The organism is Denitratisoma oestradiolicum, assembly GCF_902813185.1.
Lineage (GTDB): Bacteria > Pseudomonadota > Gammaproteobacteria > Burkholderiales > Rhodocyclaceae > Denitratisoma > Denitratisoma oestradiolicum.
Genome location: NZ_LR778301.1, coordinates 2,454,856 through 2,481,482, shown reverse-complemented (window position 1 = coordinate 2,481,482; position 26,627 = coordinate 2,454,856). Strand labels below are relative to the sequence as shown.

Annotated in this window: 24 protein-coding genes and 1 tRNA gene; 12 read left to right on the top strand and 13 right to left on the bottom strand. The window is 63.2% G+C overall.

All coding sequences use genetic code 11. The annotated features are described in order from the left end of the window. Positions 1-96 precede the first annotated feature (96 nt). A complete protein-coding gene (locus DENOEST_RS11250) occupies positions 97-972 on the top strand; it encodes a recombination directionality factor (protein ID WP_145771377.1) in 876 nt (291 codons plus the stop codon). Positions 973-1,058: 86 nt separating this feature from the next. On the opposite strand, the gene DENOEST_RS11245 is transcribed toward DENOEST_RS11250, so the two are convergent. From DENOEST_RS11245 to DENOEST_RS11230, 4 genes are all read right to left on the bottom strand, one after another. Next, positions 1,059-1,149, bottom strand: a tRNA-Ser gene (locus DENOEST_RS11245). A 30-nt stretch (positions 1,150-1,179) separates the two neighbouring features. Beyond that, positions 1,180-2,028, bottom strand: coding sequence for a carboxylating nicotinate-nucleotide diphosphorylase (nadC, locus tag DENOEST_RS11240; protein WP_145771376.1), 849 nt, complete (start codon positions 2,026-2,028; stop codon positions 1,180-1,182). Positions 2,029-2,083: 55 nt separating this feature from the next. Then, positions 2,084-2,950: a DMT family transporter gene (locus DENOEST_RS11235; RefSeq protein ID WP_197970588.1), complete on the bottom strand. Its 867-nt coding sequence runs from the start codon at positions 2,948-2,950 to the stop codon at positions 2,084-2,086. Continuing rightward, positions 2,943-4,406, bottom strand: coding sequence for an NAD(P)H-hydrate dehydratase (locus DENOEST_RS11230; RefSeq protein ID WP_145771375.1), 1,464 nt, complete (start codon positions 4,404-4,406; stop codon positions 2,943-2,945). The genes DENOEST_RS11235 and DENOEST_RS11230 overlap by 8 nt, the downstream gene beginning before the upstream one ends. Positions 4,407-4,470: 64 nt before the next feature. Between DENOEST_RS11230 and DENOEST_RS11225 the strand changes: the two genes are divergently transcribed. The 9 genes from DENOEST_RS11225 to DENOEST_RS11185 all read left to right on the top strand — a co-directional run bounded on the left by DENOEST_RS11225 (position 4,471) and on the right by DENOEST_RS11185 (position 14,497). Further along, the gene (locus DENOEST_RS11225) at positions 4,471-5,643 is read left to right on the top strand and encodes a M20 aminoacylase family protein (RefSeq protein WP_145771374.1); all 1,173 of its coding nucleotides are present in this window, start codon (positions 4,471-4,473) and stop codon (positions 5,641-5,643) included. 22 nt (positions 5,644-5,665) lie between these two features. Next, complete coding sequence (locus DENOEST_RS11220; RefSeq protein WP_145771373.1) at positions 5,666-6,388, top strand: TetR/AcrR family transcriptional regulator; 723 nt, start codon at positions 5,666-5,668, stop codon at positions 6,386-6,388. 113 nt (positions 6,389-6,501) lie between these two features. Next, entirely contained in the window at positions 6,502-7,761 is a 1,260-nt protein-coding gene (locus DENOEST_RS11215; protein WP_145771372.1) for a spinster family MFS transporter, read from the top strand. 18 nt (positions 7,762-7,779) lie between these two features. After that, the gene (locus DENOEST_RS11210) at positions 7,780-8,949 is read left to right on the top strand and encodes a sulfotransferase family protein (protein ID WP_145771371.1); all 1,170 of its coding nucleotides are present in this window, start codon (positions 7,780-7,782) and stop codon (positions 8,947-8,949) included. A gap of 33 nt (positions 8,950-8,982) precedes the next feature. Beyond that, positions 8,983-10,437 carry a DUF1254 domain-containing protein gene (locus DENOEST_RS11205; RefSeq protein ID WP_145771370.1) on the top strand — a complete coding sequence of 485 codons (1,455 nt, stop codon included), beginning with the start codon at positions 8,983-8,985 and terminating at the stop codon, positions 10,435-10,437. Between the two features lie 29 nt (positions 10,438-10,466). Further along, complete coding sequence (locus DENOEST_RS11200) at positions 10,467-11,285, top strand: meso-2,3-butanediol dehydrogenase (RefSeq protein WP_145771369.1); 819 nt, start codon at positions 10,467-10,469, stop codon at positions 11,283-11,285. 26 nt (positions 11,286-11,311) lie between these two features. Continuing rightward, entirely contained in the window at positions 11,312-12,736 is a 1,425-nt protein-coding gene (locus tag DENOEST_RS11195) for a DUF1254 domain-containing protein (RefSeq protein WP_170228235.1), read from the top strand. 178 nt (positions 12,737-12,914) lie between these two features. Next, positions 12,915-13,730 (top strand): acid phosphatase, encoded by an 816-nt coding sequence (locus DENOEST_RS11190; protein WP_145771367.1) that lies wholly within the window; start codon positions 12,915-12,917, stop codon positions 13,728-13,730. 227 nt (positions 13,731-13,957) lie between these two features. Then, entirely contained in the window at positions 13,958-14,497 is a 540-nt protein-coding gene (locus tag DENOEST_RS11185; protein ID WP_145771366.1) for a glutathione peroxidase, read from the top strand. On the opposite strand, the gene recQ is transcribed toward DENOEST_RS11185, so the two are convergent. Genes recQ through DENOEST_RS11155 form a run of 6 tightly spaced genes read right to left on the bottom strand, consistent with a single transcriptional unit; the run spans position 14,494 to position 20,439 of the window. After that, a complete protein-coding gene (gene recQ, locus DENOEST_RS11180) occupies positions 14,494-16,320 on the bottom strand; it encodes a DNA helicase RecQ (RefSeq protein WP_145771365.1) in 1,827 nt (608 codons plus the stop codon). The genes DENOEST_RS11185 and recQ overlap by 4 nt on opposite strands. Then, positions 16,317-17,042: a UDP-2,3-diacylglucosamine diphosphatase gene (locus DENOEST_RS11175; protein WP_145771364.1), complete on the bottom strand. Its 726-nt coding sequence runs from the start codon at positions 17,040-17,042 to the stop codon at positions 16,317-16,319. The genes recQ and DENOEST_RS11175 overlap by 4 nt, the downstream gene beginning before the upstream one ends. Before the next feature lie 12 nt (positions 17,043-17,054). Beyond that, positions 17,055-17,546: a peptidylprolyl isomerase gene (locus DENOEST_RS11170; RefSeq protein WP_145771363.1), complete on the bottom strand. Its 492-nt coding sequence runs from the start codon at positions 17,544-17,546 to the stop codon at positions 17,055-17,057. Continuing rightward, positions 17,543-18,112, bottom strand: coding sequence for a peptidylprolyl isomerase (locus DENOEST_RS11165; RefSeq protein WP_145771362.1), 570 nt, complete (start codon positions 18,110-18,112; stop codon positions 17,543-17,545). Before DENOEST_RS11165 ends, DENOEST_RS11170 begins: the two co-directional genes overlap by 4 nt. A gap of 24 nt (positions 18,113-18,136) precedes the next feature. Continuing rightward, positions 18,137-19,333 carry a L,D-transpeptidase family protein gene (locus DENOEST_RS11160; RefSeq protein ID WP_145771361.1) on the bottom strand — a complete coding sequence of 399 codons (1,197 nt, stop codon included), beginning with the start codon at positions 19,331-19,333 and terminating at the stop codon, positions 18,137-18,139. Further along, positions 19,330-20,439, bottom strand: coding sequence for a nuclear transport factor 2 family protein (locus DENOEST_RS11155; RefSeq protein ID WP_145771360.1), 1,110 nt, complete (start codon positions 20,437-20,439; stop codon positions 19,330-19,332). The genes DENOEST_RS11160 and DENOEST_RS11155 overlap by 4 nt, the downstream gene beginning before the upstream one ends. Before the next feature lie 141 nt (positions 20,440-20,580). Between DENOEST_RS11155 and cysS the strand changes: the two genes are divergently transcribed. Next, on the top strand, positions 20,581-21,960 hold the full coding sequence (gene cysS / locus DENOEST_RS11150) for a cysteine--tRNA ligase (protein WP_145771390.1): 1,380 nt from the start codon (positions 20,581-20,583) through the stop codon (positions 21,958-21,960). Between the two features lie 14 nt (positions 21,961-21,974). Continuing rightward, positions 21,975-22,742: a Crp/Fnr family transcriptional regulator gene (locus DENOEST_RS11145; protein WP_145771359.1), complete on the top strand. Its 768-nt coding sequence runs from the start codon at positions 21,975-21,977 to the stop codon at positions 22,740-22,742. 48 nt (positions 22,743-22,790) lie between these two features. Here the strand turns inward: DENOEST_RS11145 and dnaJ are convergent, their stop codons facing one another. From dnaJ to grpE, 3 genes are all read right to left on the bottom strand, one after another. Beyond that, entirely contained in the window at positions 22,791-23,918 is a 1,128-nt protein-coding gene (dnaJ, locus tag DENOEST_RS11140; RefSeq protein WP_145771358.1) for a molecular chaperone DnaJ, read from the bottom strand. Between the two features lie 96 nt (positions 23,919-24,014). Continuing rightward, positions 24,015-25,952 (bottom strand): molecular chaperone DnaK, encoded by a 1,938-nt coding sequence (gene dnaK / locus DENOEST_RS11135; RefSeq protein WP_145771357.1) that lies wholly within the window; start codon positions 25,950-25,952, stop codon positions 24,015-24,017. A 112-nt stretch (positions 25,953-26,064) separates the two neighbouring features. Next, positions 26,065-26,610, bottom strand: coding sequence for a nucleotide exchange factor GrpE (grpE, locus tag DENOEST_RS11130; RefSeq protein ID WP_145771356.1), 546 nt, complete (start codon positions 26,608-26,610; stop codon positions 26,065-26,067). Between the last annotated feature and the right edge of the window lie 17 nt (positions 26,611-26,627).

Below are 26,627 nucleotides of genomic sequence, written 5' to 3'. Positions count from 1 at the left end.
ACCTGACCTACGCCCATCCATCAGGGCATTCATTGACTGCCCCGGATGGCATCCCGATTGGGAGGGGCAGTCGCGTCTATATCAAGGAGACACACCATGCTGAAAGGCTTGGCGATCACTCCGCCCATCATTGGACGGATTTCCATTGGCAAAGTGGTTGAGAAGAACGGTAAGCGTTTGCCGGAGAAGGATGATCAATTCACCATCAACAGCCAAGTACAGGGCCGGGAGGGTTGGGTGGCCCATCCCCTGGATGAAGGGTTGCGGAAGGACCAGGGCGGAAAGATCCGCTCCATCCCGATCCGGCTGCTGTTCAACGACCCGGATCTGAACTTCCGAGCGGAGTACAGCTTCTTTGACCGCCTAACTGGTCGCCCTCTCTGTGTCGGCAATGGAGAACAGTGCAAGCGGGTAACTGATAGCGGGATTCAGCCCTTGCCCTGTCCGTCACCAGAGGCCTGTCCCGTAGCCGAGGGCAAGCAATGCAAGCCCTATGGGCGGCTTAACGTGGTGATTGGGGATGATGACCCCCTGGGGAGCTTTGTGTTTCGGACGACGGGGTTCAACAGTATCCGCACCCTGGCGGCGAGGCTGCACTACTTCAAGGCCATTTCTGGCAACAAACTGGCCTGCCTGCCTCTGGAGCTCCGACTGAGAGGGAAATCCACGACTCAAAGCCATCGGGCACCCATTTACTATGTGGATATCACGGTAAGAGCAGGGATGGCGCTGGAGGAAGCCTTGGCACAGGCTCGGCAGACCCAGGCAGCACGGGTGGAAGCGGGGTTTGATCAGCAGGCCCTGGATGAGGCAGCCCGGCTAGGGTTTGCCAATGGGACGTTTGAGGAGAGTGCCGATGAGGGAGATGCAGTGATGGAGGAGTTTTACGGGACAGAGGGTGCTGATAAGGCTACAGCAACCGCGAAACCCAACTCGAATCTGACGAAAAGACTTGAACGGCTAGCGAATTGACCAAATTCAAGCCGAATTCTTTATGGTAGAAAGGATGGTGTAAAAAATAAAAAAGCGCCCGTAGAGGCGCTTTTTTACTATGCTTTTGGCGGAGAGGGCGGGATTCGAACCCGCGTTGGGGTATTACCCCAAACACGCTTTCCAGGCGTGCGACTTAAACCGCTCATCCACCTCTCCGGAAAGAGGGGCGCATTCTAGCAGAGATTCTTAGGATTCCACGTGGCGCAGCGACAGGTCGATGGCCCGCACGTCCTTGGTCAGGCTGCCGATGGAAATGCGGTCCACGCCGGTCTCGGCGATGGCGCGCACCGTGTCGAGATTGACGCCGCCCGAGGCTTCCAGCTTGGCTCGACCGGCGGTGAGGCCCACGGCCTGGTGCATTTCCTGGAGGCTCATGTTGTCCAACAGGATCATCGTGGCGCCGGCATCGATGGCTTCGGCCAGTTGTTCCAGGTTTTCCACTTCTATCTGGATGAATACATCACCCCGTCCCAGGGCGCGGGCCTGCTCCAGGGCGGCACTGACGCCGCCAGCGGCCATGATGTGGTTTTCCTTGATCAGGATGCCGTCATAGAGTCCGAGACGGTGGTTGGTGCCGCCGCCGCAACGCACGGCGTATTTCTGGGCCAGACGCAGGCCAGGCAGGGTCTTGCGGGTATCCACGATGCAGGCCCGGGTGCCTGCTACCGCATCCACATGGCGGCGGGTGGCCGTGGCCGTGCCGGACAGCAGTTGCAGGAAATTCAGGGCCGGCCGTTCCGCCGTGAGCAGGGCGCGGGTGCTGGCGTGAATCTCGCAGAGAGTCTGCCCTGATGAGATCGCCTCGCCATCCCGCACATGCCAGACGATGCGGGCGGTGGGGTCCAGGTGCAGGAAGCAGGCGTCGAACCAGGCCCGTCCACAAAGTACGGCAGGTTCGCGGCTGATCACGATGCCCCGCGCCGGGTGGCCGTTGGGCGTGAGCAGGGCGGTGAGGTCGCCGCTGCCGATGTCTTCAACCAGAGCAGCCAGCACATTGCGTTCGACTTCAGCGGCAAGGGGAATCGAGAAATCCATGCTAGGTATTGGCTCCGGAAAGGGAGCGTGGATTCTAGCCCATGTCGGAAGCGGGTCAGGCTTTTGTGCGCTGGGACCGGATCACCACCAGCCCGCCGACGGCGATCAGGGCAATGCCTATGATGGCCGGGCCATCGGGCAGATGGTTGAAGACCAGCCAGCCCAGCAGGGTGGACCAGATCAACTGGGAATAGCCCAGGGGTACCAACTGGGAGACGGGGGCATGACGAAAGGCCCGGGTCTGGACGGCATAGCCGAGGACGGCGATGCCGCCGATGGCACCCAGCTGCAGCAGGTCGGGCCAGGGTGGCAGCGTATCCGGCCAGATCAGGGGCAGGCTGAGGCTCATCAACAGGCTGCCGGTGAGGGCCGGATGGAACACCAGGGCCCAGAGGTTTTCCGTCAGGGAGAGCTTGCGGGTGAGTATCTGGTAGAGGCTGAAGAAGGCCGCGGCGCCGACCGCGAGCAGGATGCCCGTCGGGGTGACCTGGCCGCCCGGATGGGCGATCAGCAACATGCCGCAAAAGCCGATGCCCATGGCGAGCCAGTGATGCCGATGAACTTTTTCCCCGAGCATGGGACCGGCCAGCAGGGCCACCATCACCGGAGCGATGTAGATGATGGCCGAGGTCTCCGCCAGTGGCATCTGGCTGAAAGCGGCAACGCCGCAGCCCGAGGTTGCCAGCAGACACAAGGAGCGCAGCAGCATCAGGCCTGGACGTCGGGCGTCCAGGAGCCGAAGGCCCATGGAAGGGCCGAGGATGAACAGCATCAACAGCCAGTGCACGGTGTAGCGGGCCCAGATCACCAGGGGCACGGAATAGGTTTGCAGCAGGTGCTTGGTGATGGCGTCCAGGCAGGAGAACAGCAGCAGGCTGGCGGACATCAGGACGATGCCCCGCATCGGGTGTTGTTCAGGCATCGGGCATCCAGGCGTTGAACAGTTGGCGGGCAGCATCGGGCAGTTCGCCCGCCGTCAGGCCCACTGGACCGATCTGCTGCGCCGCCTGTGCGTCCGCCGCCGCGCCATGCAGATGCACGCCGGCCAATGCGGCAGCCAGGGGGGGCCAGCCCTGGGCCAACAGGGCGACGATGATCCCGCTCAACACGTCGCCGCTGCCGGCCGAGGCCAGGCCCGGATTGCCGGTGGTGTTGATGAACCACTGACCATCGGGGCTGGCGATGATGCTGCCGCAGCCCTTGAGCACGGCGATGCTGTTGAAGCGGCGGGCGATTTCCTGGGCCGCCGCGACGCGATCCTGCTGCACCTGCTCCAGGGGGCAATCCAGCAGCCGGGCGGCCTCCGCCGGGTGGGGGGTGAGCAGGGATGGGGTGCTGCGCCGGGCCAGCCGGCCCGCCAACACGGGATGCTTGGCCAACAGGTTGAGCCCGTCGGCGTCGATCAGCAGGGGCAGGGGAACATCAATCGCCTGGTAGAGCAGTTCCTGGGCCGGGCCGGATTGACCGAGTCCGGGGCCCAGGGCCAGGGCGGTGGATAGCGTCAGCACTTCTTCGGCAGGGCGCAGCATCAGTTCCGGCTGGATCGGGTCCACGCTGAGCCGTTCCAGCATGCCCACATAGACCCGCCCGGCCCCCAGCTTCAGTGCGGCCCGGCCCGCCAGCAGGGCTGCCCCGGCCATGCCCGGGGCGCCGCCGATGATGCCGGCCGAGCCGTGGCTGCCCTTGTGGCTGTTCTTCGGCCGGGGTTTCAGTTCGGCGGCGAAGAGGGGGCGTTCCACTTTTTGGCCACCGGATGCGGCAGCCAAGTCCTGACCCAGGCTCAGGTCGTCCACGCTCAGTTCGCCGCAGCAGTCCGGGCCATCCAGGGTCAAGAGGCCCGGCTTCAGGGCGATGAAGCTGAGCGTGTGACTGGCCCGCACGGCGGCCCCGAGGATGCGCCCGGTTTCGCTGTCCAGGCCCGAGGGACAGTCCAGGGCCAGCACCGGGCCGCCGTAGCCATTGATGCGCTCCACCCAGCTCAGGTAGCGCTCGTCCAGGGGGCGGGAGAGACCGATACCGAAGAGGCCATCCACCACCAGGCCGTAGTGGCCGGGGGGCACTTCGCTGTGCACTTCGCCGCCGGCCTGTTGCCAAGCCAGGAAGGCGTGGCGGGCATCGGGCGGCAGGCGCTCCTCCTCGCCGGTGAATACCACCACCGGCTGCAAGCCCTGCTGCCGCAGCAGGCGGGCCATCACCAGGGCATCGCCGCCATTGTTGCCGGGGCCGGCGAAGATCAGCGGTGGCGCCGCCAGAGGCGCCTGGAGCGCCAGGGCCAGGCGGGCGGCGGCCTGGCCGGCCCGCTCCATCAGGGACGGCTGGGCATTGGCATGGCGGGATTCGAGTTCGCGCAGCGCGGCGGAGCGAAGAATGGCGGTCATGGCGGCGGGGAACAATGGGGGAGTGCTACATTATCGTGGCAATTCAGAAAGAAGAGCCCCAAGCATGGAAGAACTGTTGCCCAATCTTGTGAGTCGTATCGCCGCTCTGCGCCGGGATTTGCATGCCCACCCGGAACTGGCCTTCAAGGAACATCGCACCGCCGAGGTGGTGGCGACTTATTTGGAAAAACTCGGTCTGGAGGTCTTTCGCGGCATCGCCGGTACCGGGGTGGTGGCGCGGCTGAGATGCGGCTCCAGTGGTCGGGCCATCGGCCTGCGGGCGGACATGGACGCGCTGCCTCTGACGGAACTCAATACCTTTCCCCACCATTCGCGTTTGCCGGGGGCGATGCACGCCTGCGGCCACGACGGCCATACCGCCATGTTGCTGGGAGCGGCCGAGTCCCTGGTGAACTTTGGTGGCACGGGCCGCTTCGACGGCACGGTCTATTTCATCTTCCAGCCCGCCGAGGAACACGAGGGGGGCGGCCGGGTGATGGTGGAGGAAGGGCTCTTCGAGCGCTTTCCCATGGACATGGTGTTCGGCATGCACAACTGGCCGGGCATGGCGGCGGGCAGCTTTGGTGTGCTGGAGGGGCCGGTGATGGCTGCCGCCGACCGTTTCGCCATCGAGATCACCGGCCGGGGCGGCCATGCGGCCATGCCCCATCAGGCCGTGGATGTGGTGGTGGCGGGCAGCGCCCTGGTGCAGGCCCTGCAGACCCTGGTATCCCGCAATACCGATCCCCTGGAGTCCACCGTGTTGAGTGTGACCCGCTTCCAGGCCGGCCATGCCGACAACGTCTTGCCCGAGAGTGCCCTTCTGGGCGGCACGGTACGCAGCTTCCGCCCGGAGCTTCAGGATGCCATGGAAGAGGGCATGGGCCGCATCTGCACTGGCATCGAGACCACCTATCGGGTGCGGGTGGATCTGGGCTTCGAGCGGGGCTACCCGCCCACGGTCAATGCCGAATTGCCGACCCTGGTGGCTCGCGAGGCGGCCCGGCGCGTGGCGGGCCACGACCAGGTGTTCACTCAGCTCAAGCCCAGCATGGGGGCGGAGGACTTTTCCTATCTGTCACGGGTGGTGCCGGGTTGCTATGTCTGGCTGGGCAATGGTCCGGGGGAGGGTGGCTGCATGCTCCATAGTCCCCATTACGATTTCAATGACGACGTGATTCCTGTCGGCATCCGTTATTGGGTGCGCCTGGTGGAGCGGGCCCTGGCTGTCGACTAGTGCCTGGCGTTCTGGCCTTCCCATGAAGTCATCCTCCGCCGTTCGCAGGAAAAAAAGCCCGGGGGCTGCCAAGGTAGGGCCGGAATTGGCCCGCAACAAGCTGGAGACCCATCGCCGCTTGCCGACCCAGCGCCGGGCCAAGCACACGGTGGACAGCATGTTGATCGCGGCCCGGGCACTGCTGGCGGAAGGCGGTGCCACCGCGGTGACGACCCGCGCCGTGGCAGAACGGGCCGGCGTCGGCGTGGGTTCCCTCTACGAATACTTTCCCAATCGGGAGGCCATTCTGGCCCATCTGGCCGAGGAACTCCTGCAGCAAGAGGCACGGGTCGCCAATGCCGAATACGCCCGGATCCGCGCCCAGTCTCTGCCGGAATATCTCGATGAGATTTTCGGTCGCACCCTGCAGGTGGAGCGCAAGATGCTGGCCCTTGGCGGGGACTTTCATCGGCGTTACACCCACCACTACCAGCTCTGGGCCATGCACGAGAAAGGGCGCCTGAGCGTGGCTGAAATGGTGGATGGCATGACCCAGATTCTGGCTGAGCACGGGGTCGGCGATCGGGTCGGGCACTTGCCCCTGGCCGCCCACCTGCTGGCCCGGGGCATCCGGGCCATGATCGCAAGCCTGGTGGAGGATCGTCCGGACCTGCTGGGAACGCCGGAACTGGATCGCATCCTGGGCCGCATCGTGCGCGCCATCGTCGATCTGCCGAATCCGAACACAACTCAGGATAGGGATTAGTCGCTTTCGAATCATGGGCTTGCCAGGGCATGGCTTTCCCTTGAATCCGAATTGCGAAGAACCACCACGACGCTTTAAGTTCCCTCCGGTTCCTTTTCCGAGGGCGGGCCTTCGTGTCTATCCATTCCATGCCGGCCTGGCACTGCCACCTGGCCCTGGGCATCCTGATGCTCACCAACGTATTCACCTTCGCCGGGCGGCAGGTGGTGTCGGTGCTGCTGGAGCCCATCAAGCAGGAATTCCAGGTTTCCGACGGTGCCCTGGGGCTGGTGGCGGGTGTGGTGTTCGCCCTCCTGTTCGGATTGCTGAGCCTGCCGGCGGGGCGTCTGGCCGATCGTGCCAACCGCCGCTGGCTGATCGCCCTCGCCATGCTCTGCTGGGGATTCGCCACCTGGGCCTGCGGCTGGGCCACCGGGTTCTGGACTCTGGTGTTGCTGCGGCTCCTGACAGCCGGCGCGGAGGCCGGCGTGACGCCGCCGTCCCTGTCCCTCGTACCCGATTACTACCCACTGCGCCTGCGGGGCATGGTGATGAGCATCTATCTCTCTGGCCCCTATCTGGGCACCCTGGTGGCCCTGGGGCTGGGCGGCTGGGTGGCGGCCCATCATGGCTGGCGCGCGGCCTTCGGGGTCGTCGGCATTCCGGGCATGGTGCTGGCCCTGGCGGTCGCCCTCTGGGTACCCGAGCCTCGGCGCCTGAATCCCGTCGTCACGCCTGTCGCCCCCTCCATTCTTGCGGCCCTGGGACGCCTGTGGGCGATGCCCGCTGTGCGCTGGCTGGCGATCGGTTCCGGTTTCGGCTCCTTCATGACCGTGGCCTACGCCATGTGGCTGCCGGCTTACCTGGTCCGCGTCCATGGCCTGCCGATCGCCCAGGCGGGCATGCTGGTGGCCCTCGTGGGCACCTTGACCTCCCTGGTGGGCGGCCTGATGAGCAGCGGGATCAGCGCCGCCCTGCTGAGACGGAATCCACGGTGGACGCTGGGTGCCCCCATTCTCAGCCTGGCCTTGAGCATTCCCTGCGCCATGGCCGTGTTTCTCTGGCCCGTGGGCTGGAACTTCGGTTCGGTTCCCCAGGCCATGGCCTTCGCAGCCGTTTTCGGATTTGTCAGTGCCCTGTGGTTGCCGGCGGTGTTCACCGCCATGAGTCTCATCGTGCCGCCGGATCGGCGTGCCCTGGCCAACGGCTTGCTGGCCCTCGCCAATACCTGGATCGGTTTCGGCCTGGGGCCTTTCGCCGTCGGTCTCCTGAGCGATGGGCTGCAGGCGACGGCCGGGCCCCAGGCCCTGCGCTACGCCCTGGTGATCGCCATGGGCTTCGGCCTGTTTTCCTGGTGGGGCTTCCGCCGGGCCCAGCATCATTTTTCTTCCTGACTTCGATGGTCCGCTGATATGGAAACCCGTCATCCCGATTTTCGCGTCGATGAATTGTTGTCGATGGCTGCCCAGGCCACGGGCCTTGATGACTTCGGCCCCGACAGCTTCCGGCCCGGCCTGGAACGCCTGGTCGCCGCCATCAACGCACTGCGTCTGACCGAAATGGGCATGGTGCGTGCCCGCAACATGATCGTGGGCAACCTGATCGCCCGGCTGGGGGTCTGGGACCATCGCAAGCGGCATCCCGAGGTGGCCGGGGAGGTGATCCAGAAGCCGATGTTCGTGGTGGGCCTGCCTCGCACCGGCACCACTCTGCTGTTCGGCCTGCTGGCCCAGGATCCGGATCATCGGGTTCCCATGCTGTGGGAAACTTCGATACCCTGTCCGCCGCCGGAGGCGGACAGCTACGAAACCGATCCCCGGATCGAAATGGTGACCCAGGGCCTGCTGGCAGTGGATGGCCTTAATCCGGCGGTGCTGGCCGTGCACCCCATCGGCGCCCAGTTGCCCCAGGAATGCATCGGCATTTTTTCCATGGAGTTCCTCAGTTACATCTATTACTGCGGCCTGCCGATCCGGGATTACAACGACTGGCTCGACAGCCAGGACATGGGCGCTGTCTATCGCTGGCACAAAATGTTCCTGCAGCACCTGCAGTCCCGCCACCGCAAGCAGCGCTGGGCGCTCAAGGCGCCTTCCCACATGGAGTTCATGGCGGACCTGTTTGCAAGCTATACCGATGCCCTGATCATCAATACCCACCGCTCGCCGGTGGATGCCGTCGCCAGCCATTCGAGCCTGCACTGGCATCTATGGGAGCAGTCCCTGGGCGCCTTCGACAAGAAGGAAGTCGGCCCCCAGACGGCGGAAATGATGGAACGCTGGCTGCAGCGCTTCGTGGATTGGCGCAATGCCCATCCCGAGAAGAACCCCCAGATCGCCGACATCGCCTTTGGCGATCTGGTGGCCGATCCCATCGGCATGGTCAAAGCCATCTACCGGCGTTTCGGCCTGCCGGTGAGCACGGCCTTCGAGTCTCGCATGGCGGATTTTCTGGTGGCCAACCGGCAGGACAAGTTCGGCACCCATCGCTATACGCCGGAGGAGTTTGGTCTTAACAGGGCGGAACTGGTCGAACGCTTTCGTTTTTACACCGACCGTTTCGATGTGCTGGGCCGCCGCTAGGCTGGAATTCACGACGATATAAAGGAGACAAATGTGATCAATCGAATTAAACGCGCGGTCCTGTTGGCCCTGTGCCTGCTGGCCGGTCTGTCGCAAGCTGCCGACAAGGGCTGGTCCGAGGAGCAGCAGAAACACTTCGGTCCGTCGGTGACGGACTTTTCCCGTTCCGTCGGCATGCTGGGCTATCTCTACGGCATGACCTTCTTCGAGTTTGCCGTGGCCGAGATGCGCCAGGTGAAGGGCATCGCCAAGGACAACAGCGCGCCCCACGGCATGTTCGGCTACTTCAACGGCGGGCGGCTCTCCGACCACACCACCACCTGGTTCGGCGTACCCAATCCCGATGTGCTGTATTCCTCGGCCTGGCTCTACGTGAAGGACAACCCTTCTGTGATCTACATCCCGCCCATGGACAAGGTCTGGTACAGCGTCCAGTTCGAGAACTATTACACCGTGGATGAGGCCTATCTCAGCAGCCGCACCATCGGCCAGCAGGGCGGTTATTACCTGATCACCTACCAGGACTGGGACCAGCCCCTGCCGCCGGGAATCCAGGGGCACGTGAAGCTCAGCACCCCCACCACCTGGATCCTGACCCGGATCGAGGCGACCCGGGACAACGAGCGGGAACGCCATGAGAAGTACGAACGCAAGTTCCGCCTGATCGATCTGGCGACCTACCTGAAAGATCCCGCCAAGGCCAAGGATCTGCCGCAGACGCCTCAGAAGAACGTGCCGCCGGTGGTGGAGGCCAGCTACGATATTCGTGAGACCATCGATTTCTTCAAGGTGGTGAACCACCATCTGCGCCAGATCGAGGCGCCCAAGGAGGACAAGGGCCTGATGGCCCTGTTCGACGCGGCGGGCTTCGGCCCCAATGTGGTGTTCGATCCCCAGAAGCTGCCCAGGCAGACGGTGGCGGGGCTGGAGCAGGCCATCAAGGAGGGCTTTCGCTTTCTCGACACCATGCGGGCCCGCCCCATGTCCGGCAACAGCGGCGGCTGGGGCACGGCGCCGCGGCACATGGGTAACTTCGGCCAGGATTATGTGCTGCGGGCTCTTTGCGTCTTCGGCGGCCTGGGCGGCAATATTCCCGAGGAGGCGGTCTATCCCAATGCCTACAGTGATTCCGAAGGCCGGATACTCACCGGGGATCACGACTACACCATCACCTTCCCCAAGGGGCAGACGCCGCCCGCCCTGGCCTTCTGGTCCGTCACCCTGATGGATGCCACCAGCCATTTCATGGTGGATAACCCCATCCACCGCAACCACGTGGGCAGCAATACCCAGGGCCTGCGATACAACCCGGATGGATCCCTGACGATCTACGTCTCGTCGAAGGCACCTCAGGATTCGGTCCTCAAGGCCAACTGGCTGCCGTCCCGGCCGGAAATGGCTATCCATCTGATCATGCGTATCTACCAGCCCACCCAGGAAGCGGTGGAGGGTAAGTACACGCCACCGCCGGTGGTGCGGGTTCGCTGAGCGGGCGCGGTTTTTATCAAGGAGGCAGCATGGGCAAGATTGCGGCAGCGCAGGGCATTCTGGCGGGCAAGGTGGCCCTGATCACTGGTGGCACGTCGGGCATCGGCGAGTGCACAGTGCGGGATTTTCTGGCCCAGGGCGCACGGGTGATGTTTTCCGGCACCCGCGCCGAGGCGGGGCAGTTGCTGGTGGCAGAATTGGCGCTGATCCATGGCGCCGACGCCATCCGTTTCTTTTGCGGCGACGTGGCCGACTACGAACAGACCACCGCCATGGTGGGGGCGACGGAGGAAGCCTTCGGTCGCCTCGATATCCTCTTCAACAATGCCGGCATGGGATTCTTCGGCGAGACCCCGGATATCGGGGCCGCCGACTGGGAACGGGTGATCGCCGTGGACCTGCATTCGGTCTTCTACGCCAGCAAGGCGGCGATCCCGCTGATGCGGTGCCAGGGGGGCGGGGCCATCATCAACAATGCCTCCGTCAGCGGCATGGCGGGGGACTACTCCTTCACCGCCTACTCGGCCGCCAAGGGCGGGGTCATCAACTACACGCGGGCACTGGCCCTGGACCACGCCCGCGACAACATCCGGGTTAACGCCGTCTGCCCCGGCTTGATCGCCACTACCATCACCCAGCACAGCGTCAACAACCCTTTACTGCGCCAAGGCTTCGAGGACAATATTCCCTTGGGCCGCATCGGCCGTGTTGAGGAAGTGGCCAAGCTGGTGCGTTTCCTGGCCTCGGATGACGCCAGCTACATGACCGGCGCGATCATTCCCGTGGATGGCGGACTGACGGCCTGGAGCGGCCAGCCCAACATGCCGAAGCTGCTCGGCCTGGCTTGAGATCAATGAGAACCAGGAAACCATTCGTGGCGTTTTTGCGGGTGTTGATCGTCGGCTTGCTGTGCTGCTCCATGCTGCGCTCGTGGGCCATTGAGGAAGGCACCACTCTTCAGGGGGCGACCATGGCCTGGAACGAGGAGTTCGCCTACCTCACCGGCATGCAGGCCTTCATCTACGGCTATCCCATCATCACCTTCGCGGAACTGCGGGCCCAGCCGCTGCCGGGTGGGCAGAGCATGGTGAATCGGTACTTTCATACCCGCCACCTGGCGGATCCCGGGCAGAAGTATGGCGGTTCGCCCAATCGGGAAACGGCTTACTCCCTCGCCTTTGCCGATGTGAGCCGGGAGCCGGTGGTGCTCACCGTTCCCCCCAATCCCCGACAACGCTATTACTCGCTGCAGTTGTGCGACATGTACAGCGACACGATCGGCTATATCGGGCTGCGGGCCACCCACAACATTCCCGGCGACTATCTGCTGGCCGGCCCGGGATGGAAAGGCAAGGCGCCCAAGGGCATGCAAAAGGTCATCCGCTCCTGGACGCCCTGGGTTGCCGTTTTCGGGCGCACCTACACCGATGGAACGGAAGACGATCTGCCCAGGATGAGCGCCTTCCAGGATGGCTACAGGATCACGCCGCTCAGGGGCTATCGCCGGAACACGTCGCTAGCTAAGAGCCATGCCGCCTCGCAGGTGACTTCCAAGGCCGATCCTCTTAGCGCGTTCAAGACCATGAATGCGGCGATGAAGGAAAACCCGCCGCCCCCTGGCCATGCCGCGTTGATGCAGCAGTTCGCGTTGGTGGGGCTCGGTCCCGCCGCCAAACAGGATATCGAACAACTCGACCCAGCCATTCAGCGGGGCCTGCGGCGTGCCATCGTCGATGGCCGTGCCTTGCTGGCCCGTGTTGCGAAAGCCGGTGGGTCCATCGTCGGCGCCACCCAGGTAAGGAATGGCTGGTTCTACGGACCCAGCAACTGGGGACGGATGGCGGCTTCGGGCGATTTTCTGGGACGGGCGGGAACCCAGGTGTTCTCCGGTATCGTCGAGCACCAGATTGAGGAATCCGTAAAGCTGCGTACCTTCGTCGATGCCGAAAGCAAACCCCTGAGTGGCGACCACCGCTACGTGGTTCATTTCCGGAAGGAGGAAATCCCGGTCGCCCATGCTTTCTGGTCGGTGACGCTCTACGACGAGAACTTCAATCTGGTGCCCAACGAGGCGGGCCGCTACGGCTTTGGCGACAAGGTGCCTGGATTGAAATACGGGACGGATGGTTCATTGACCATTTACATCCAGCCGGACCGCCCGGAAGGCGAGAAGGCGGCGAACTGGCTGCCATCCCCTAGGGACAAGGATTTCAACCTGTTCCTGCGCGCCTACTTCCCGGGGCCGGGCTTGCTGGACCAAAGCTATGCCGCCCCGTCGGTGCACAGAGTCGTGGAATAGGGCGGGATGGACGGGCACTTCGGAGTCTGTTTCCTGGACGATGCTGCGGTCGGCTCCGCCTCCCGCTGTCCATACCGAAATTGTGGGCATGAACGCCTACCCACTTTGAGCGGCAAGTCGAAACCCATGACTTCGCGGTGTGGTAGTTTTCGCCCGTTCTCATGGTCCGGTGGAAAAAATGAAATCTTCGTTGTTGATGCTGCTGGTCGTCGCCGTATGCGCCCATGCCCATGGGGCGACGGAATCCGCAGGTTCTGCCGCAACCGTAGGCAAGGGGCCCTATCCCGGTTTCGCGCCGGGTTATCTCACCCCCCAGGAACAATTGGACAGCAAGGCAATGTTGCCGCCGCCACCGGTACAGGGCTCGTCGGCCCAGGCCGCCGACGAGGACGCCAAGCAGGCGGCAGCCACCCTGCGCGGCACGCCGCGCTGGCAATGGGCGAGCAAGGACGCGGAACTGATGTTCCCCAAGGCGGCCGGCACCTTTTCATGTGCTCTGGGTTTGCCCATCGACGAGGGAACCAGCCCCAACCTGACGACGCTGCTGCGCCGTTCGCTGGTGGATGCCGGATTCGGCACCCGCGATGCCAAGCACCTTCATCAACGTGCCCGACCCTTCGTGGCAAAGAGCGAGGCGACGTGTACGCCGGACCAGGAACCCTATTTGCGCAAGGACGGTTCCTATCCCTCGGGCCATGCCGCCATTGGCTGGGCCTGGGGACTGATACTGGCAGAGCTGGCGCCGGAACGGGCGGACGCACTGGTGCAACGGGGCTATGACTTTGGCGAGAGTCGGCGCATCTGCAACGTGCATTGGGCGAGCGATGTGGCTGCCGGTCGGCTCTTCGGCAGCGCCGTGGTGGCCAGGCTCCACGCCAACATGGAATTTGCAACTCAACTGGCCGAAGCCAAACGCGAGGTAGCGGCGGCTCGTGCGGCCGGCCTGCCGCCGAAGAAAGACTGCGCGGCCGAAGCCCAGGCGCTGGGACGCTAGGGGAGCGGGGGCGGACGCTTGAGCGGTTCTGGCTGCGGGCGGTTGGGCGAGCGCCATTTTCCGCTCAGGCATCGCCCCTGTTTTTCCAGCCAATAGACGGCGTTGCCGATGACCACCACACTGCCGGAGATCAGAGCCGTTGTCGCCGAGACGGCTCCGGCATCTGTGGCTATGCTGGCGCTGTTGAATGCGCTAGATTGTCGTCTTCCTACTTGAGGGGGTACAGCATGACCAGCATCTATGATTTTGAATGTAGGTCCCTGGACGGCAAGCAACTGAATCTCAACGATTACCGTGGCAAGGTGCTGTTGCTGGTGAATACCGCCAGCAAGTGCGGCCTGACGCCCCAGTACGAGGGGCTGGAAGATTTGTACCAGACCCTGGCGGACAAGGGGCTGGCGGTGATCGGCTTTCCCTGCAATCAGTTCGGCACCCAGGAGCCGGGCAGCCCGGACGAAATTGCCGATTTCTGCGTCAAGAATTATGGCGTGAGTTTTCCTCTGTCGGAAAAGCTCGAGGTCAATGGCGAGAATGCCTCGCCCCTGTTCAAATACCTGAAGCAAAACGCGCCTACGGAAATTCTTGGTGAGGGCGCCCAGAAGCTGATCGAGATTCTGCAAAAGATCAATCCGGAAGGACTGGTCGACCAAAACATCAAATGGAACTTCACCAAGTTCCTGGTGGATCGTCAGGGGAAAATAGTTGCCCGTTTCGATCCCACCACTCCCCCGGAGCAAATCAGGCCCCAGGTCGAGAAGCTGCTCTAGGCTGCTGTCAGCCTCTCATGGGTGCGGATGGTTTCCAATAGCGACTCGCCGTAACGCTCCGCCTTGGCCTCGCCGATGCCGGGCACTTCCCGCAGGGCAGTCTGAGTAGCGGGGCGGCGCTGGGCCAGTTCCCGCAGGCTGCGGTCGTGCATGATGACGTAGGCGGGCACCCCCTGCTCCCTGGCCCAGCGGGAGCGCCATTCCCGCAGTGCCTGGAACAGGGCCTGATCGCCGATATCCAGTTCGGTACTTTCTTCGCTGCGGCTGTAGCGTGGCGGCTTGCCGGTGGTGAGCTTGCGTGGGCGGCGCAGCATCAAGGTGGTTTCGCCCTTGAGCACCGGCCGTGAAGCTTCGGCCAGGGTGATGGCGCCGAAGCGCTGGGCGTCGGCCTGGACGATGCCGGTCACCAGCAACTGGCGGATCACCGAGCGCCAGGTGGCCTCGTCCATGTCCTTGCCTACGCCGAAGGTGGGCAGCAGGTCGTGGCGGTATTCGCTGATCTTGGGATTGAGCTTGCCCCGCAGCAGGTCGATCAGATGGCCGCTGCCGAAGCGCTGGCCGGTGCGCAGGGCGGCGGAGAGCAGTTTTTGCGAGGCTACCGTGCCGTCCCACATCTGGGGTGGGCTGGCGCAGGTGTCGCAGTTGCCGCAGGCCGGGAGCGTTTCCCCGAAATAGTGGAGCAGCAGACTGCGTCGGCAGGAGGCCGCTTCGCAGAAGGCCAGCATGGCGTCGAGCTTTTGCCGCTCGATGCGTTTTTGTTCCTCGCCGGCGGCGGATTCGTCGATGCGCTGACGATGGACCACCACGTCGTTGAGGCCGTAGGTCATCCAGGCTTCCGCCGGTTCGCCGTCCCGGCCGGCGCGGCCGGTTTCCTGGTAATAGGCTTCCAGGCTTTTGGGCAGGTCCAGATGGGCGACGAAGCGCACGTCGGGCTTGTCGATACCCATGCCAAAGGCGATGGTGGCCACCATAACGACCCCTTCCTCCCGCACGAAGCGCTGCTGGTGCTGGCGCCGGGTGTCCGCATCCAGTCCGGCATGGTAGGGCAGGGCGTTCACACCCTGTTCCCGCAGCCAGAGGGCGGTATCGTCCACCTTCTTGCGGGACAGGCAGTAGACGATACCGGCCTCACCCCGATGATCAGCCAGGAAGGCCTGTAACTGCTTCTTGGGCGTGTCCCGCTCCACCACGGTGTAACGGATGTTGGGCCGGTCAAAACTGGCGACGAACAGCCGGGCTTCCCCCAGCCCTAGGCGCTCGATGATTTCCCGCCGGGTGGGGGCGTCAGCGGTGGCGGTGAGGGCGATGCGGGGGATGGTCGGATAGCGCTCGTGCAGGGCCGAGAGCTGCATGTATTCAGGGCGGAAGTCGTGGCCCCACTGAGACACGCAATGGGCTTCGTCGATGGCGAAGAGGGCGACGGCCCCCGCTTCGTGGAGTTGGTCCAGGAGGCCCAGGAAGCGATCGGTGAGCAGGCGTTCCGGGGCCACGTAGAGCAGGTCCAGCTGGCCGGTCATGAGCCGGCGCTCGGTATCCATCAGGGCGTCGAAGTCTTGGCTGGAGTTGAGATAGGCGGCCTTGACGCCGGATTGCAGCAGGGCGTCCACCTGGTCCTGCATCAGGGCGATCAGGGGCGATACGACGATGGCACAGCCCGGCCGCAGCAGGGCCGGCAACTGATAGCAAAGGGATTTGCCGCCGCCGGTGGGCATCAACACCAGGGCGTCGCCGCCCCCGGTCACATGCTGGACGATGTCGGCCTGGGCGCCGCGGAAACTGGTGTAGCCGAAGACGCTGTGGAGCAGTTGCAGGGGATCGGTCATGGGACGGCGAGGGGTACCCGGTGGCAACCTGTTTCGTCGCAGTACAGATAGTCGCCGCCCTGATACCAGTCCCCCAGGACCCAGCGTTCGCAGGTTTTGCCGTCCACCAGATGTTCGTGGCGGGCCGGCCGGTGGGTATGGCCGTGAATCAGGCGGCGGCAGCCGGCGGCGCGCAGGGCATCCGCCACCGCGTCTGGGTGGGCGTCCATCAGAATCATGGGCTTGCGTTGTTTTTCCGCTTCGCTGCGGCGGCGCAGGGCCTCGATCTCGGCCTTGCGCTCGGGCAGGGGCCGGGCCAGGAATTCCTGGCGCCAGGCTGCGCTGCGGATGGTGGCGCGAAAGCGCTGGTACTCCTGGTCATCGGTGCACAAGACGTCGCCATGCATCAGCAGGGTTGGCGTGCCGCCGATGTTGCGGACGCAGCCATCATCCAGCAACGTGAGGCCGGCGGTGGCGGCGAAGGCCGTGCCCACCAGGAAATCCCGGTTGCCGGGGATAAAACCAATGAAGGTGCCCTGGTCGGCCAGGGCGTGCAGGGCGCTGCAGATGGTCTGGCTGAAGGGATCGTCCAGATCGTCGTCGCCGGCCCAGTATTCGAACAGGTCGCCGAGGATGTAGAGAGCGCCGGCCCGGGTGGCCGGGCCGGCGAGGAACTCGAGGAACAAGTCCGTCGCAGGGGGGCGCGACGGACAGAGATGCAGGTCGGAGACGAAAAGGTCCAAGGAGGGAGCCGGTCAGACCACTTCGGCCCGCTCGATGAGCACGTCTTCCTTGGGTACGTCCTGGTGGAAGCCGGTGTTGCCGGTCTTCACGGCCTTGATCTGGTCCACCACGTCCATGCCATCCACCACCTGGGCGAATACGCAGTAGCCCCAGCCATTGCCGTTGGGGGCGCGGAAGTCGAGGAACTCGTTGTCCACCACGTTGATGAAGAACTGGGCTGTGGCCGAGTGGGGGTCCGAGGTACGGGCCATGGCCAGGGTGCCGCGCTTGTTCTTCAGACCGTTGGCAGCCTCGTTCTCGATGGGCGCATTGACGGGCTTTTCCTTCAGGCCCGGGCCATAGCCGCCGCCCTGGATCATGAAGCCGTCGATGACGCGGTGGAACAGGGTGCCGTCGTAGTGGCCGGCCTGGACGTAGTCGATGAAGTTCTGGGCGGTCTTGGGGGTTTTTTCGGTGTCGAGCTCAATGGAGATGACGCCATGGTTGGTATGCAGCTTGATCATTTGGATTCCTTTGCGGGGACTACGGTGACGGATTCGATGATGACCGGCGTCAGGGGCACGTTCTGATGAAAACCGGTATTGCCAGTGGGAACCTGGGCGATTTTCTGGACGATGTCCAGACCACTCACCACCTTGCCGAAGACGGCATATCCCCAGCCGTCGAAGGAGGGGTAGTCGAGATTGCGGTTATCCACCAGGTTGATGAAGAACTGGGCGGCTGCGGAATGAGGGTCGGCGGTGCGGGCCATGGCCAGGGTACCGGCTTCATTTTTGAGGCCATTCTTGGCCTCGTTCTGGATCGGCGCCCGGGTCTTTTTTTCCTTCATGCCGGGCAGCATGCCGCCGCCCTGGATCATGAAGCCGTTGATGACCCGATGGAAAATGGTGCCGTTGTAGAAACCGTCCTTGCTGTAACGCAGGAAGTTTTCCACCGTTTTGGGCGCCTTGTCGGCCTGGAGTTCGGCGACGATGGTGCCTTGGTTGGTCTTGATTTCCACCAGGGTGGGGGCGGCATGGAGGCCAAGGGAAAATATCAGGCCGACGGCCAGAATCAGCAGTTTTTTCATGGGGCTTCCCGGGGTTGAATGATTTCAGGCGGCGCCTTCGTAGAGGATCTTCCAGGTACCGTCTTCCTTGATCCAGTACTGACGCTTCTTCATCTGATTGGACAGGTTGTTGCTCCGGTAGTCCTGATCGAAGGTGACGACGACGTATTCCTCCTTGCCGGGATTGCGGAACATGCTGATGTTGTCGGTGGCGACCTTGATCCATTCCTTGCCGGCGTTGACCTTGCGCTTTTGCGCCAGCCATTGCGGCAGGCCTTGGTCGTCGGCGGCAAACCGCTTCGAATAGTGGCTGGCGTAGCGATCCACATTGCGGCTTTCCCAGTCCTGCCGCCAGGCGTCGATCATGGAAAGCAGTGACTGGCGCTCCGCCTGCCAGTCGTCCATGGACAGCCATTCGATGCTGTTGCTGATGATGACCGGTGTCAGGCCGACCTGGAGGGTCCTGGCCAGGGCATCCAGGTCCTGGTTGGCCAGTACCACACAGCCGTCGGAGGCCTTGGGCGGTCGGGAAAAGGTGTTGGAGGGGGTGCCGTGCAGCCAGATGCCGTGGCCCTTGCGCCCCATGCGGCGGTCCCATTCATTGGGATAGTTGATGGGGTAGGCGCCGGTGCCGTAGAAGTCCCCCAGTCGGGCGGTGGGCAGGCTGGAGGTGACGTGGTAAACCCCGATGGGAGTGCGCTTGTCGCCTTCCTTGAGTTTGTCGGCGCCCAGTTTGCCCTGGGTGACGTAGTAATCCGCGACAAAGCGGGGGGTGCCATTTTCGTTCTGGTACAGGTAGAGCCGGGATTTCTGGGTATCCACTACCACGGCATACTTCTGGTCTGCCTGCATCTGGAGCAGATAGCGGGGCACATAGTTGGCCTGGGGGCGGGTCTTGTAGGCCTTGAGCCGGACAATGGCCTCTTCCCTCAGATCCTCGACCTTGTCCTGGGCGGATCGTCCACCCTCACCGAACCGAGTGAGGGTTCGGGTACGCGCCAGCAGCAGGTCTCCCTTGATCAGATGGGCCAGACGGAAATTGGGATAGGCCTTGGTCAGGGAATCCGCATCCTGGCTGGCGTGCTCGAAATTACCCTGTTCGATGGACTCGAAAACCCGGGCCAGCAGTGGCTCCGGACCCGAATCGGTATAGCGTGCCGGAACGGCCGCGCCCGCAGGAAGGGATGCTGCCAGCGGCAGTGCGACGAAAATCCGTCGAAGGGTTTTGCAAAAGCGCGTCAATTGCCTATGCGCTCCTGCTGGATCTGCCACTTGCCATTACGTTTGACCAATACCAGCACCTTGTTGGTGGATGTCTTGAGAGTGGCGGACCGGTAGTGCTGGCGGAACTTGGCGGTGGCCTGGTCGGGGCCGTTGCTAGTGACTTTCAGGCCCTCGAAGCTGACATCGATCTCACCGGGTTTCCGGATGCGTTGATCACGCTCCTTCTCCCAGGCCTTCCTGGACAGGCCGCCGGGAGTACCGAAGTCCTTGGCATAGAGAGAGAGATAGGTCTTGACGTCTTTTTTCGACCAGGCCCGAGACCAGTTGTCGATGGTACGGGCGATGTCGGCGTTGGCGTCGTTGCCGGAGGCTTTTGGCGTTGTTTCGCTGGCCGGAGCCGGAGCGACTTCGGCCGCCTTGGCAGGCGTGGGGGCCTGGGCCACCGTGACGGTGACTGGCTTCGGTGCTTCCACCGGCCTGGCCGGTTCGGCAGGTTTCGCCAGTGCCACAGGGGTAGGCGGTGCCACCGGGGTCACGATTGCCGGGGCGACAGCCGGCGCTGGCGCGCTGGCGATGGCCGGCCTACCGGTAGTCTTGCCGGTGGCACCATTCATCAGGTCGCGGATCATGGCCAGCTTGGTCTGGGCCGTGGAGTTGGATGAATCCAGTTGCAGGGCCTTGTCGTAGGCCTGACTGGCCATGCGGGTATAGATGTCGCCCAGGTTCTCGTGGGCAGTGGCGTAGGAGGGGTGGGTGCGGATTGCCGTCTCCAGGGCCTGCTTGGCTTTGTCGTACTGTTTCTGCTGGGCGTAGATCACCGCCAGATTGTTGTAGGGCTCGGGTAGTTGCGGGTAATCGTCCGTCAGACGCGAGAAGATGGCGATGGCATCGCTGGTACGCCCCAGCTCGGTGAGAATAACGCCCCGCAGAAAACGCCCCTGGGCATCCTTGGGCTTGGCGGCCAAGTATTTGTCCACCTGTTCCAGGGCCTGGGCATGCTGGTTCTGCTTGAGCAGCTTCGCTGCGTCCTGCAGGGAGTCCGCATGGGCGGCGAAACTGAGCAGCGCGAGAGTTAAAACGCTGGCTGCGAGGGCATTGGGCAGGAATGAGCAGCGAGGGGTCATGTTATACTTTTTGCCGTACTGCGAGTGGGTGGGATCAGCCAGTGATTCTAACAAGAAGCCGGCCTTCATTCCATCAAAGCCGGCCTTGGGCCGATCGCGGAAATACGGCTTTGTTCCGTGCCCATCTCCAATTTTCTGCCCATGCTGAAGCTCTACAACACCCTTGCCCGCGATAAACAGGAGTTTGTCCCCATCCAACCGGGCAAGGTTCGCATGTATGTGTGCGGTATGACGGTCTATGACTACTGCCACCTGGGCCATGCCCGTGTGATGGTGGTGTTCGACATGGTGGCTCGCTGGTTGCGGGCCAGCGGCTATCAGGTGACCTACGTCCGCAACATCACGGATATCGACGACAAGATCATCCGCCGGGCCGGCGAAAACGGGGAAAGCATTCGCGCCCTGACCGATCGTTTCATCGCCTGCATGAACGAGGATGCCGGTGCTCTCGGGGTATTGCCCCCGGACCATGAGCCCCGTGCCACGGAATACGTGCCCCAGATGCTGCAATTGATCGGCATGCTGGAGCAGAACGGCTTGGCCTACCAGGCCGACAATCAGGATGTCTGCTACCACGTGCGGGGTTTCGATCGCTACGGCAGGCTGTCGGGGAAGTCCCTGGATGATCTGCGGGCCGGGGAACGAGTGGAAGTGGTGGATGGCAAGCGGGATCCCCTGGACTTCGTGCTCTGGAAGCACGCCAAGGCCGAGGAACCGACCGATGCCAAGTGGTTGTCACCCTGGGGCGAGGGGCGGCCGGGCTGGCATATCGAATGCTCGGCCATGAGTTCCGATCTGTTGGGAAATCACTTTGATATCCATGGTGGAGGTCAGGACCTTCAGTTTCCCCATCACGAGAACGAAATCGCACAATCCGAGGGCGCACATGGTCATGCCTTCGTGAATTACTGGATGCACAATGGATTTGTCCGTGTCGATGATGAAAAAATGTCCAAGTCCCTGGGCAACTTTTTCACGATCCGCGATGTTCTGACGCGCTACGATGCGGAAGTGGTGCGGTTTTTCATCCTGCGCGCCCATTACCGCAGCCCCCTGAACTATTCCGACAGCCATCTGGACGACGCCCGCAATGCCCTGACCCGGCTGTACACCGCCCTCAAGGGCCAGGCCGGCCCCGTCGAGGTGGATTGGAACGAGGTCCACGCCCGGCGCTTCCGCACAGCAATGGATGACGATTTCGGCACCCCCGAGGCGGTGGCGGTGCTGTTCGATCTGGCGGCCGAAGTCAATCGATCCGGTGATGCCCGGCTCGCGGCCCAGTTGAAGGGGCTCGGAGCCCTGCTGGGGCTGCTTCAGCGGAATGCGACGACTTTTCTGCAGGCTGCGCCGGCGGCCAGAGATGGCTGCTCCGGCAACGAGATCGAACAGCGTATCGCGGCCCGGGCAGCGGCCAAGCAGGCGCGAGATTTCGCCTTGGCGGACCGGATTCGTGACGAGTTGAAAGCCGATGGTATCGTGCTGGAAGATTCACCCCAGGGCACGGTTTGGCGCAGGGCTTGAAAAGGGAGCGATTGATGGCTGCACCCCGTGAAAGAGTGATTATCAAGCAGGTCGATTTGCCCCAGCGCAAGGGGCGTAGCGACTGCAAGTCCTGTGACCTGCGGGACGTCATGCTTTGTTCGGACGTGACGGTGGATCAACTGGCCGACTTTCACACCTGGATCGACGATTTCGTGGTTCCGCCGGGGGGAACCCTGTTCCAGGCAGGGGAACCGACGGACGGGATTTATTGCATCCGTACCGGCACCGTCAAACTGATCAAGTTTTCCAGCACCGGGGCGCCGCGGATCGTGCGGATCGTCAAGCGCTGGAACGTGGTAGGCATGGAATCCGTGTTCTCGCCGACCTTCGAAAACACTGCGGTGGCGGTGGGCGAAGTGGCAGTCTGCCGTATTCCCCTGGAGAATTTTCGCAGCATGGTGGTGCAGAACCCGTCGCTTCAGCGCCGCCTGCTGGAAATGTCCCACCAGGCCCTGCGGGAAGCGGAGACCTGGCTCTCGGAACTGGCAGGCGGCAGCGCCCTGGCCAGGGAGCGCATGGCCCGCCTGCTGTTGCAATTGCGGGATGGCAAGACCGATCGCATCCACCGTTTCAGCCTGGAGGACATCGGCGCCATGCTGGGCATTTCCATCGAAACCGCCAGCCGTATCCTGGCCGAATTCACCCGGCAGGGCACCCTCGTCAAACGGGAAGGGGGACTGGCCAGGCGCTACTATCAGGCCGACATCCCCGCCCTGGAGCGGATTGCCGGCCTGACCGACGACTCAGGAGAGTCCGCCTGAGTCTTTGCCAGGGCCAGTCAGGACTGGAACGGTTCCTGGCTTGGCTGCTTAGCTGGCGAAAAAGTCCCGCACCCGATCCATCCAGCCCTTGGCTCTCGGGTTATGCCGCTCAACGTGCTCCTGGCTGATGGCCTCGAATTCCCGCAGCAGTTCCTTTTGCCGCTCGGTCAGGCTGACCGGGGTCTCCAGGGCCACATGGCACAGCAGGTCGCCATGACTGGCGGAGCGAATTCCCTTGATACCCTTGCCTCGCAGGCGGAATACCTTGCCACTTTGGGTCTCGGCGGGAATCTTGAGGCGTGCCACGCCCTCCAATGTCGGGATTTCGATCTCTCCACCCAGGGCGGCGGTGGTGAAGCTGATGGGCATCTCGCAATGGAGGTCGTCGTGATCACGCTGAAAGACCCCATGGGGCTTGAGGTGGATCTGGACATAGAGATCCCCCGGCGGGCCGCCATTGACCCCCGGTTCGCCCTCTCCGGAGAGGCGGATGCGATCGCCCTCGTCGATACCGGCAGGCACCTTGACTGACAGGGTCTTGTGTTGCTTGATCCGGCCCGCGCCCTGGCAGGAAGGGCAGGGGGTGGGAATGTAGCGTCCGGTGCCGTGGCACTTGGGACAGGTCTGCTGGATGGAAAAGAAGCCCTGCTGCATCCGTACCTGGCCATGGCCGCCACAAGTGGGGCAGGTCTTGGGTTCGGTGCCTTTCTTGGCGCCACTGCCCGAACAGGGCTCGCATTCCACCATGGTGGGAATGCGGATGCGGGTTTCGGCGCCCCGGGCCGCCTCGTCCAGGGTGATTTCCAGGTTGTAGCGCAGGTCCGCGCCTCGGTAGACATTGGAGCGGCCGCCCCCCCGGGAATTGCTGAAAATGTCGCCAAAAATGTCGGAAAAGGCATCGGCGAACCCGCCCATCCCCGCACCGCCGAAGCCCGGGCCACCGGCTCCCTGATTGACGCCGGCATGCCCGAACTGGTCGTAGGCCTGCCGTTTCTGGGCGTCGGACAGGATTTCGTAGGCTTCCTTGGCCTCCTTGAATTGTTCCTCGGCCTTGGGGTTGTCCGGATTGCGATCCGGATGGAACTTCATGGCCAGCTTGCGGTAGGCCTTTTTGATTTCTTCATCGCTCGCATCGCGATTGACGCCGAGGATTTCGTAAAAGTCGCGTTTAGCCATGACTGTTAAATTCCGCGTTGGAGTGCAAAGGCCGAGTCAAGGGGCGCATGGCGCCCACTTCAACTCGGCCACTTAAAACGGCACGGAGTGTCCGTTTTAAGCTTTTTTGTCCTTCACCTCGGTGAATTCGGCATCCACCACGTCACCCTGGTCCTTGGCGCCGTCACCACCCTGGGCGGCTTCGCCCTGGGCGCCCGCAGCACCCGCAGCCTGCTGGGCTTCGGCATAGATCTTCTCGCCCAGTTTCTGGCTGGCCTGGCCCAGGGCCTCGGACTTGGCGTCGATGACTGCCTTGTCACTGCTCTTGATGGCTTCCTCGGCTTCCTTGATGGCAGTTTCGATCTTGGCCTTTTCGTCGCCATCAATCTTGTCGCCATGCTCGGCCAGGGCCTTCTTCACGGAGTGGATCAGGCCGTCACACTGGTTGCGGGCATCCACCAGTTCATGGGTCTTCCGATCTTCCTCGGCATGGGCTTCCGCGTCTTGCACCATGCGCTGGATTTCCTCGTCGGAGAGGCCCGAGTTGGCCTTGATGGTGATCTTGGCTTCCTTGCCGGTGCCCTTGTCCTTGGCGGAGACATGCAGGATGCCGTTGGCGTCGATGTCGAACATCACCTCGATCTGGGGCATGCCGCGGGGAGCCGGTGGGATGTCGGTCAGGTTGAACTGGCCCAGACTCTTGTTGCCCCCGGCCATCTCGCGTTCTCCTTGCAGGACGTGGATGGTGACGGCGTTCTGGTTGTCGTCGGCGGTGGAAAAGACCTGGTTGGCCTTGGTGGGGATGGTGGTGTTCTTCTGGATCAGCTTGGTCATCACGCCGCCCAGGGTCTCGATGCCCAGGGACAGGGGGGTCACGTCCAGCAGCAGCACATCCTTGACCTCGCCCTGGAGCACACCGCCCTGGATGGAGGCACCGATGGCCACGGCTTCATCCGGGTTCACGTCCTTGCGGGGTTCCTTGCCGAACAGTTCCTTGACCTTCTCCTGAACCTTGGGCATGCGGGTCATGCCGCCCACCAGGATGACGTCGCCGATGTCCTCGACCTTGACGCCGGCATCCTTGATGGCCATGCGGCAGGGCGCGACGCAGCGCTCGATCAGCTCGTCCACCAGAGACTCGAATTTGGCGCGGGTGATCTTCAGCGCCAGGTGCTTCGGCCCGGTGGCGTCGGCCGTGATGTAGGGCAGGTTGATTTCGGTCTGCTGGTTTGAGGACAGTTCGATCTTGGCCTTCTCGGCGGCTTCCTTGAGGCGTTGCAGGGCCAGCACGTCGTTCTTGAGATCGACGCCCTGTTCCTTCTTGAACTCGGTGACGATGTAGTCGATCAGTCGCTGGTCGAAGTCCTCGCCGCCCAGGAAGGTGTCGCCGTTGGTGGATAGCACCTCGAACTGGTGCTCGCCGTCGATCTCGGCGATATCGATGATGGAAATGTCGAAGGTGCCGCCGCCCAGGTCGAACACGGCGATCTTGCGGTCCCCTTCCTGCTTGTCCAGACCGAAGGAAATGGCCGCCGCCGTGGGCTCATTGATGATGCGCTTGACTTCCAGGCCGGCGATGCGTCCGGCGTCCTTGGTGGCCTGACGCTGGCTGTCGTTGAAGTAGGCCGGCACGGTGATCACGGCCTCGGTGACTTCCTCGCCCAGGTAGTCCTCGGCGGTCTTTTTCATCTTGCGCAGCACTTCGGCGGAAACCTGGGGGGGGGCCATCTTCTTGTCGCGCACCTGCACCCAGGCATCGCCGTTGTCGGCCTTGACGATGGAGAAGGGCATCAGGTCGATGTCCTTCTGTACTTCCTTTTCTTCGAAGCGGCGGCCAATCAGGCGCTTCACCGCGTAGAGGGTGTTCTTGGCATTGGTCACCGCCTGACGCTTGGCCGAGGCGCCGCAGAGGATTTCGCCATCCTCGGCATAGGCAACGATGGATGGGGTGGTGCGCGCCCCTTCGGAATTTTCGATGACCTTGGGCTTGCCGCCCTCCATGATGGCGACGCAACTGTTGGTGGTGCCCAGGTCGATGCCGATGATCTTGCCCATTTGATTTCCTTTCGGTGAGGAGTGGGGGGAGTAGTGAGGGGTCAGACCCGCTCAGTACTACGCTCCCCGCAATGATTAAGCTGTTGTCTAAATTGGGTTTGCCGTGGGGATTTCAAGCCTTGGCCTTGGAGACCACCACCAGGGCGGGACGAATCACGCGGTCATGGAGCTGATAGCCCTTCTGCAATACATTGATGACCCGATTCGGCTCTCCTTCGGCATCGACCTGGCTGATAGCCTGGTGCTTGTGGGGGTCGAATTTCTCGTTCAGGGGGGAGATTTCCAGCAGGCTGGACTTCTCGAAGGCGGCCGCCAGCTGGCGCAGGGTCAACTCGACGCCGGAGCGCAGCGCCTCGGCGCTCTGGTTTTCGTTGGCCAGGGCCGCTTCCAGGCTGTCCCGGACCGCCAGGAGTTCTCCGGAGAATCTTTCCACCGCGAACTTGCCAGCCTTGGTGATGTCCTCCTGGGCGCGGCGGCGCACATTCTCGGTCTCCGCCTTGGCGCGCAGCCAGGCGTCGTGGTGCTCCGCTGCCTTGAGTTCGGCGGCCTGGAGCATGGCTTCCAGGCTGGGCAGGGTATCGGTGGGCGGAGTTTCCTGGGCGACGTGAGTCGAGGCTTCTCCGGACAGGGGAGGCAGGGATTCGGGAGTATCGGACATGGTTTTCAGCCAGAGGT

Coding starts and splice junctions, on each gene's coding strand:
- DENOEST_RS11250 (WP_145771377.1), top strand. CDS start 97: ATGCTGAAAGGCTTGGCGATCACTCCGCCCATCATTGGACGGATTTCC.
- nadC (WP_145771376.1), bottom strand. CDS start 2,028: ATGGATTTCTCGATTCCCCTTGCCGCTGAAGTCGAACGCAATGTGCTG.
- DENOEST_RS11235 (WP_197970588.1), bottom strand. CDS start 2,950: ATGCCTGAACAACACCCGATGCGGGGCATCGTCCTGATGTCCGCCAGC.
- DENOEST_RS11230 (WP_145771375.1), bottom strand. CDS start 4,406: ATGACCGCCATTCTTCGCTCCGCCGCGCTGCGCGAACTCGAATCCCGC.
- DENOEST_RS11225 (WP_145771374.1), top strand. CDS start 4,471: ATGGAAGAACTGTTGCCCAATCTTGTGAGTCGTATCGCCGCTCTGCGC.
- DENOEST_RS11220 (WP_145771373.1), top strand. CDS start 5,666: ATGAAGTCATCCTCCGCCGTTCGCAGGAAAAAAAGCCCGGGGGCTGCC.
- DENOEST_RS11210 (WP_145771371.1), top strand. CDS start 7,780: ATGGAAACCCGTCATCCCGATTTTCGCGTCGATGAATTGTTGTCGATG.
- DENOEST_RS11200 (WP_145771369.1), top strand. CDS start 10,467: ATGGGCAAGATTGCGGCAGCGCAGGGCATTCTGGCGGGCAAGGTGGCC.
- DENOEST_RS11190 (WP_145771367.1), top strand. CDS start 12,915: ATGAAATCTTCGTTGTTGATGCTGCTGGTCGTCGCCGTATGCGCCCAT.
- DENOEST_RS11185 (WP_145771366.1), top strand. CDS start 13,958: ATGACCAGCATCTATGATTTTGAATGTAGGTCCCTGGACGGCAAGCAA.
- recQ (WP_145771365.1), bottom strand. CDS start 16,320: ATGACCGATCCCCTGCAACTGCTCCACAGCGTCTTCGGCTACACCAGT.
- DENOEST_RS11170 (WP_145771363.1), bottom strand. CDS start 17,546: ATGATCAAGCTGCATACCAACCATGGCGTCATCTCCATTGAGCTCGAC.
- DENOEST_RS11165 (WP_145771362.1), bottom strand. CDS start 18,112: ATGAAAAAACTGCTGATTCTGGCCGTCGGCCTGATATTTTCCCTTGGC.
- DENOEST_RS11155 (WP_145771360.1), bottom strand. CDS start 20,439: ATGACCCCTCGCTGCTCATTCCTGCCCAATGCCCTCGCAGCCAGCGTT.
- cysS (WP_145771390.1), top strand. CDS start 20,581: ATGCTGAAGCTCTACAACACCCTTGCCCGCGATAAACAGGAGTTTGTC.
- DENOEST_RS11145 (WP_145771359.1), top strand. CDS start 21,975: ATGGCTGCACCCCGTGAAAGAGTGATTATCAAGCAGGTCGATTTGCCC.
- dnaJ (WP_145771358.1), bottom strand. CDS start 23,918: ATGGCTAAACGCGACTTTTACGAAATCCTCGGCGTCAATCGCGATGCG.
- dnaK (WP_145771357.1), bottom strand. CDS start 25,952: ATGGGCAAGATCATCGGCATCGACCTGGGCACCACCAACAGTTGCGTC.
- grpE (WP_145771356.1), bottom strand. CDS start 26,610: ATGTCCGATACTCCCGAATCCCTGCCTCCCCTGTCCGGAGAAGCCTCG.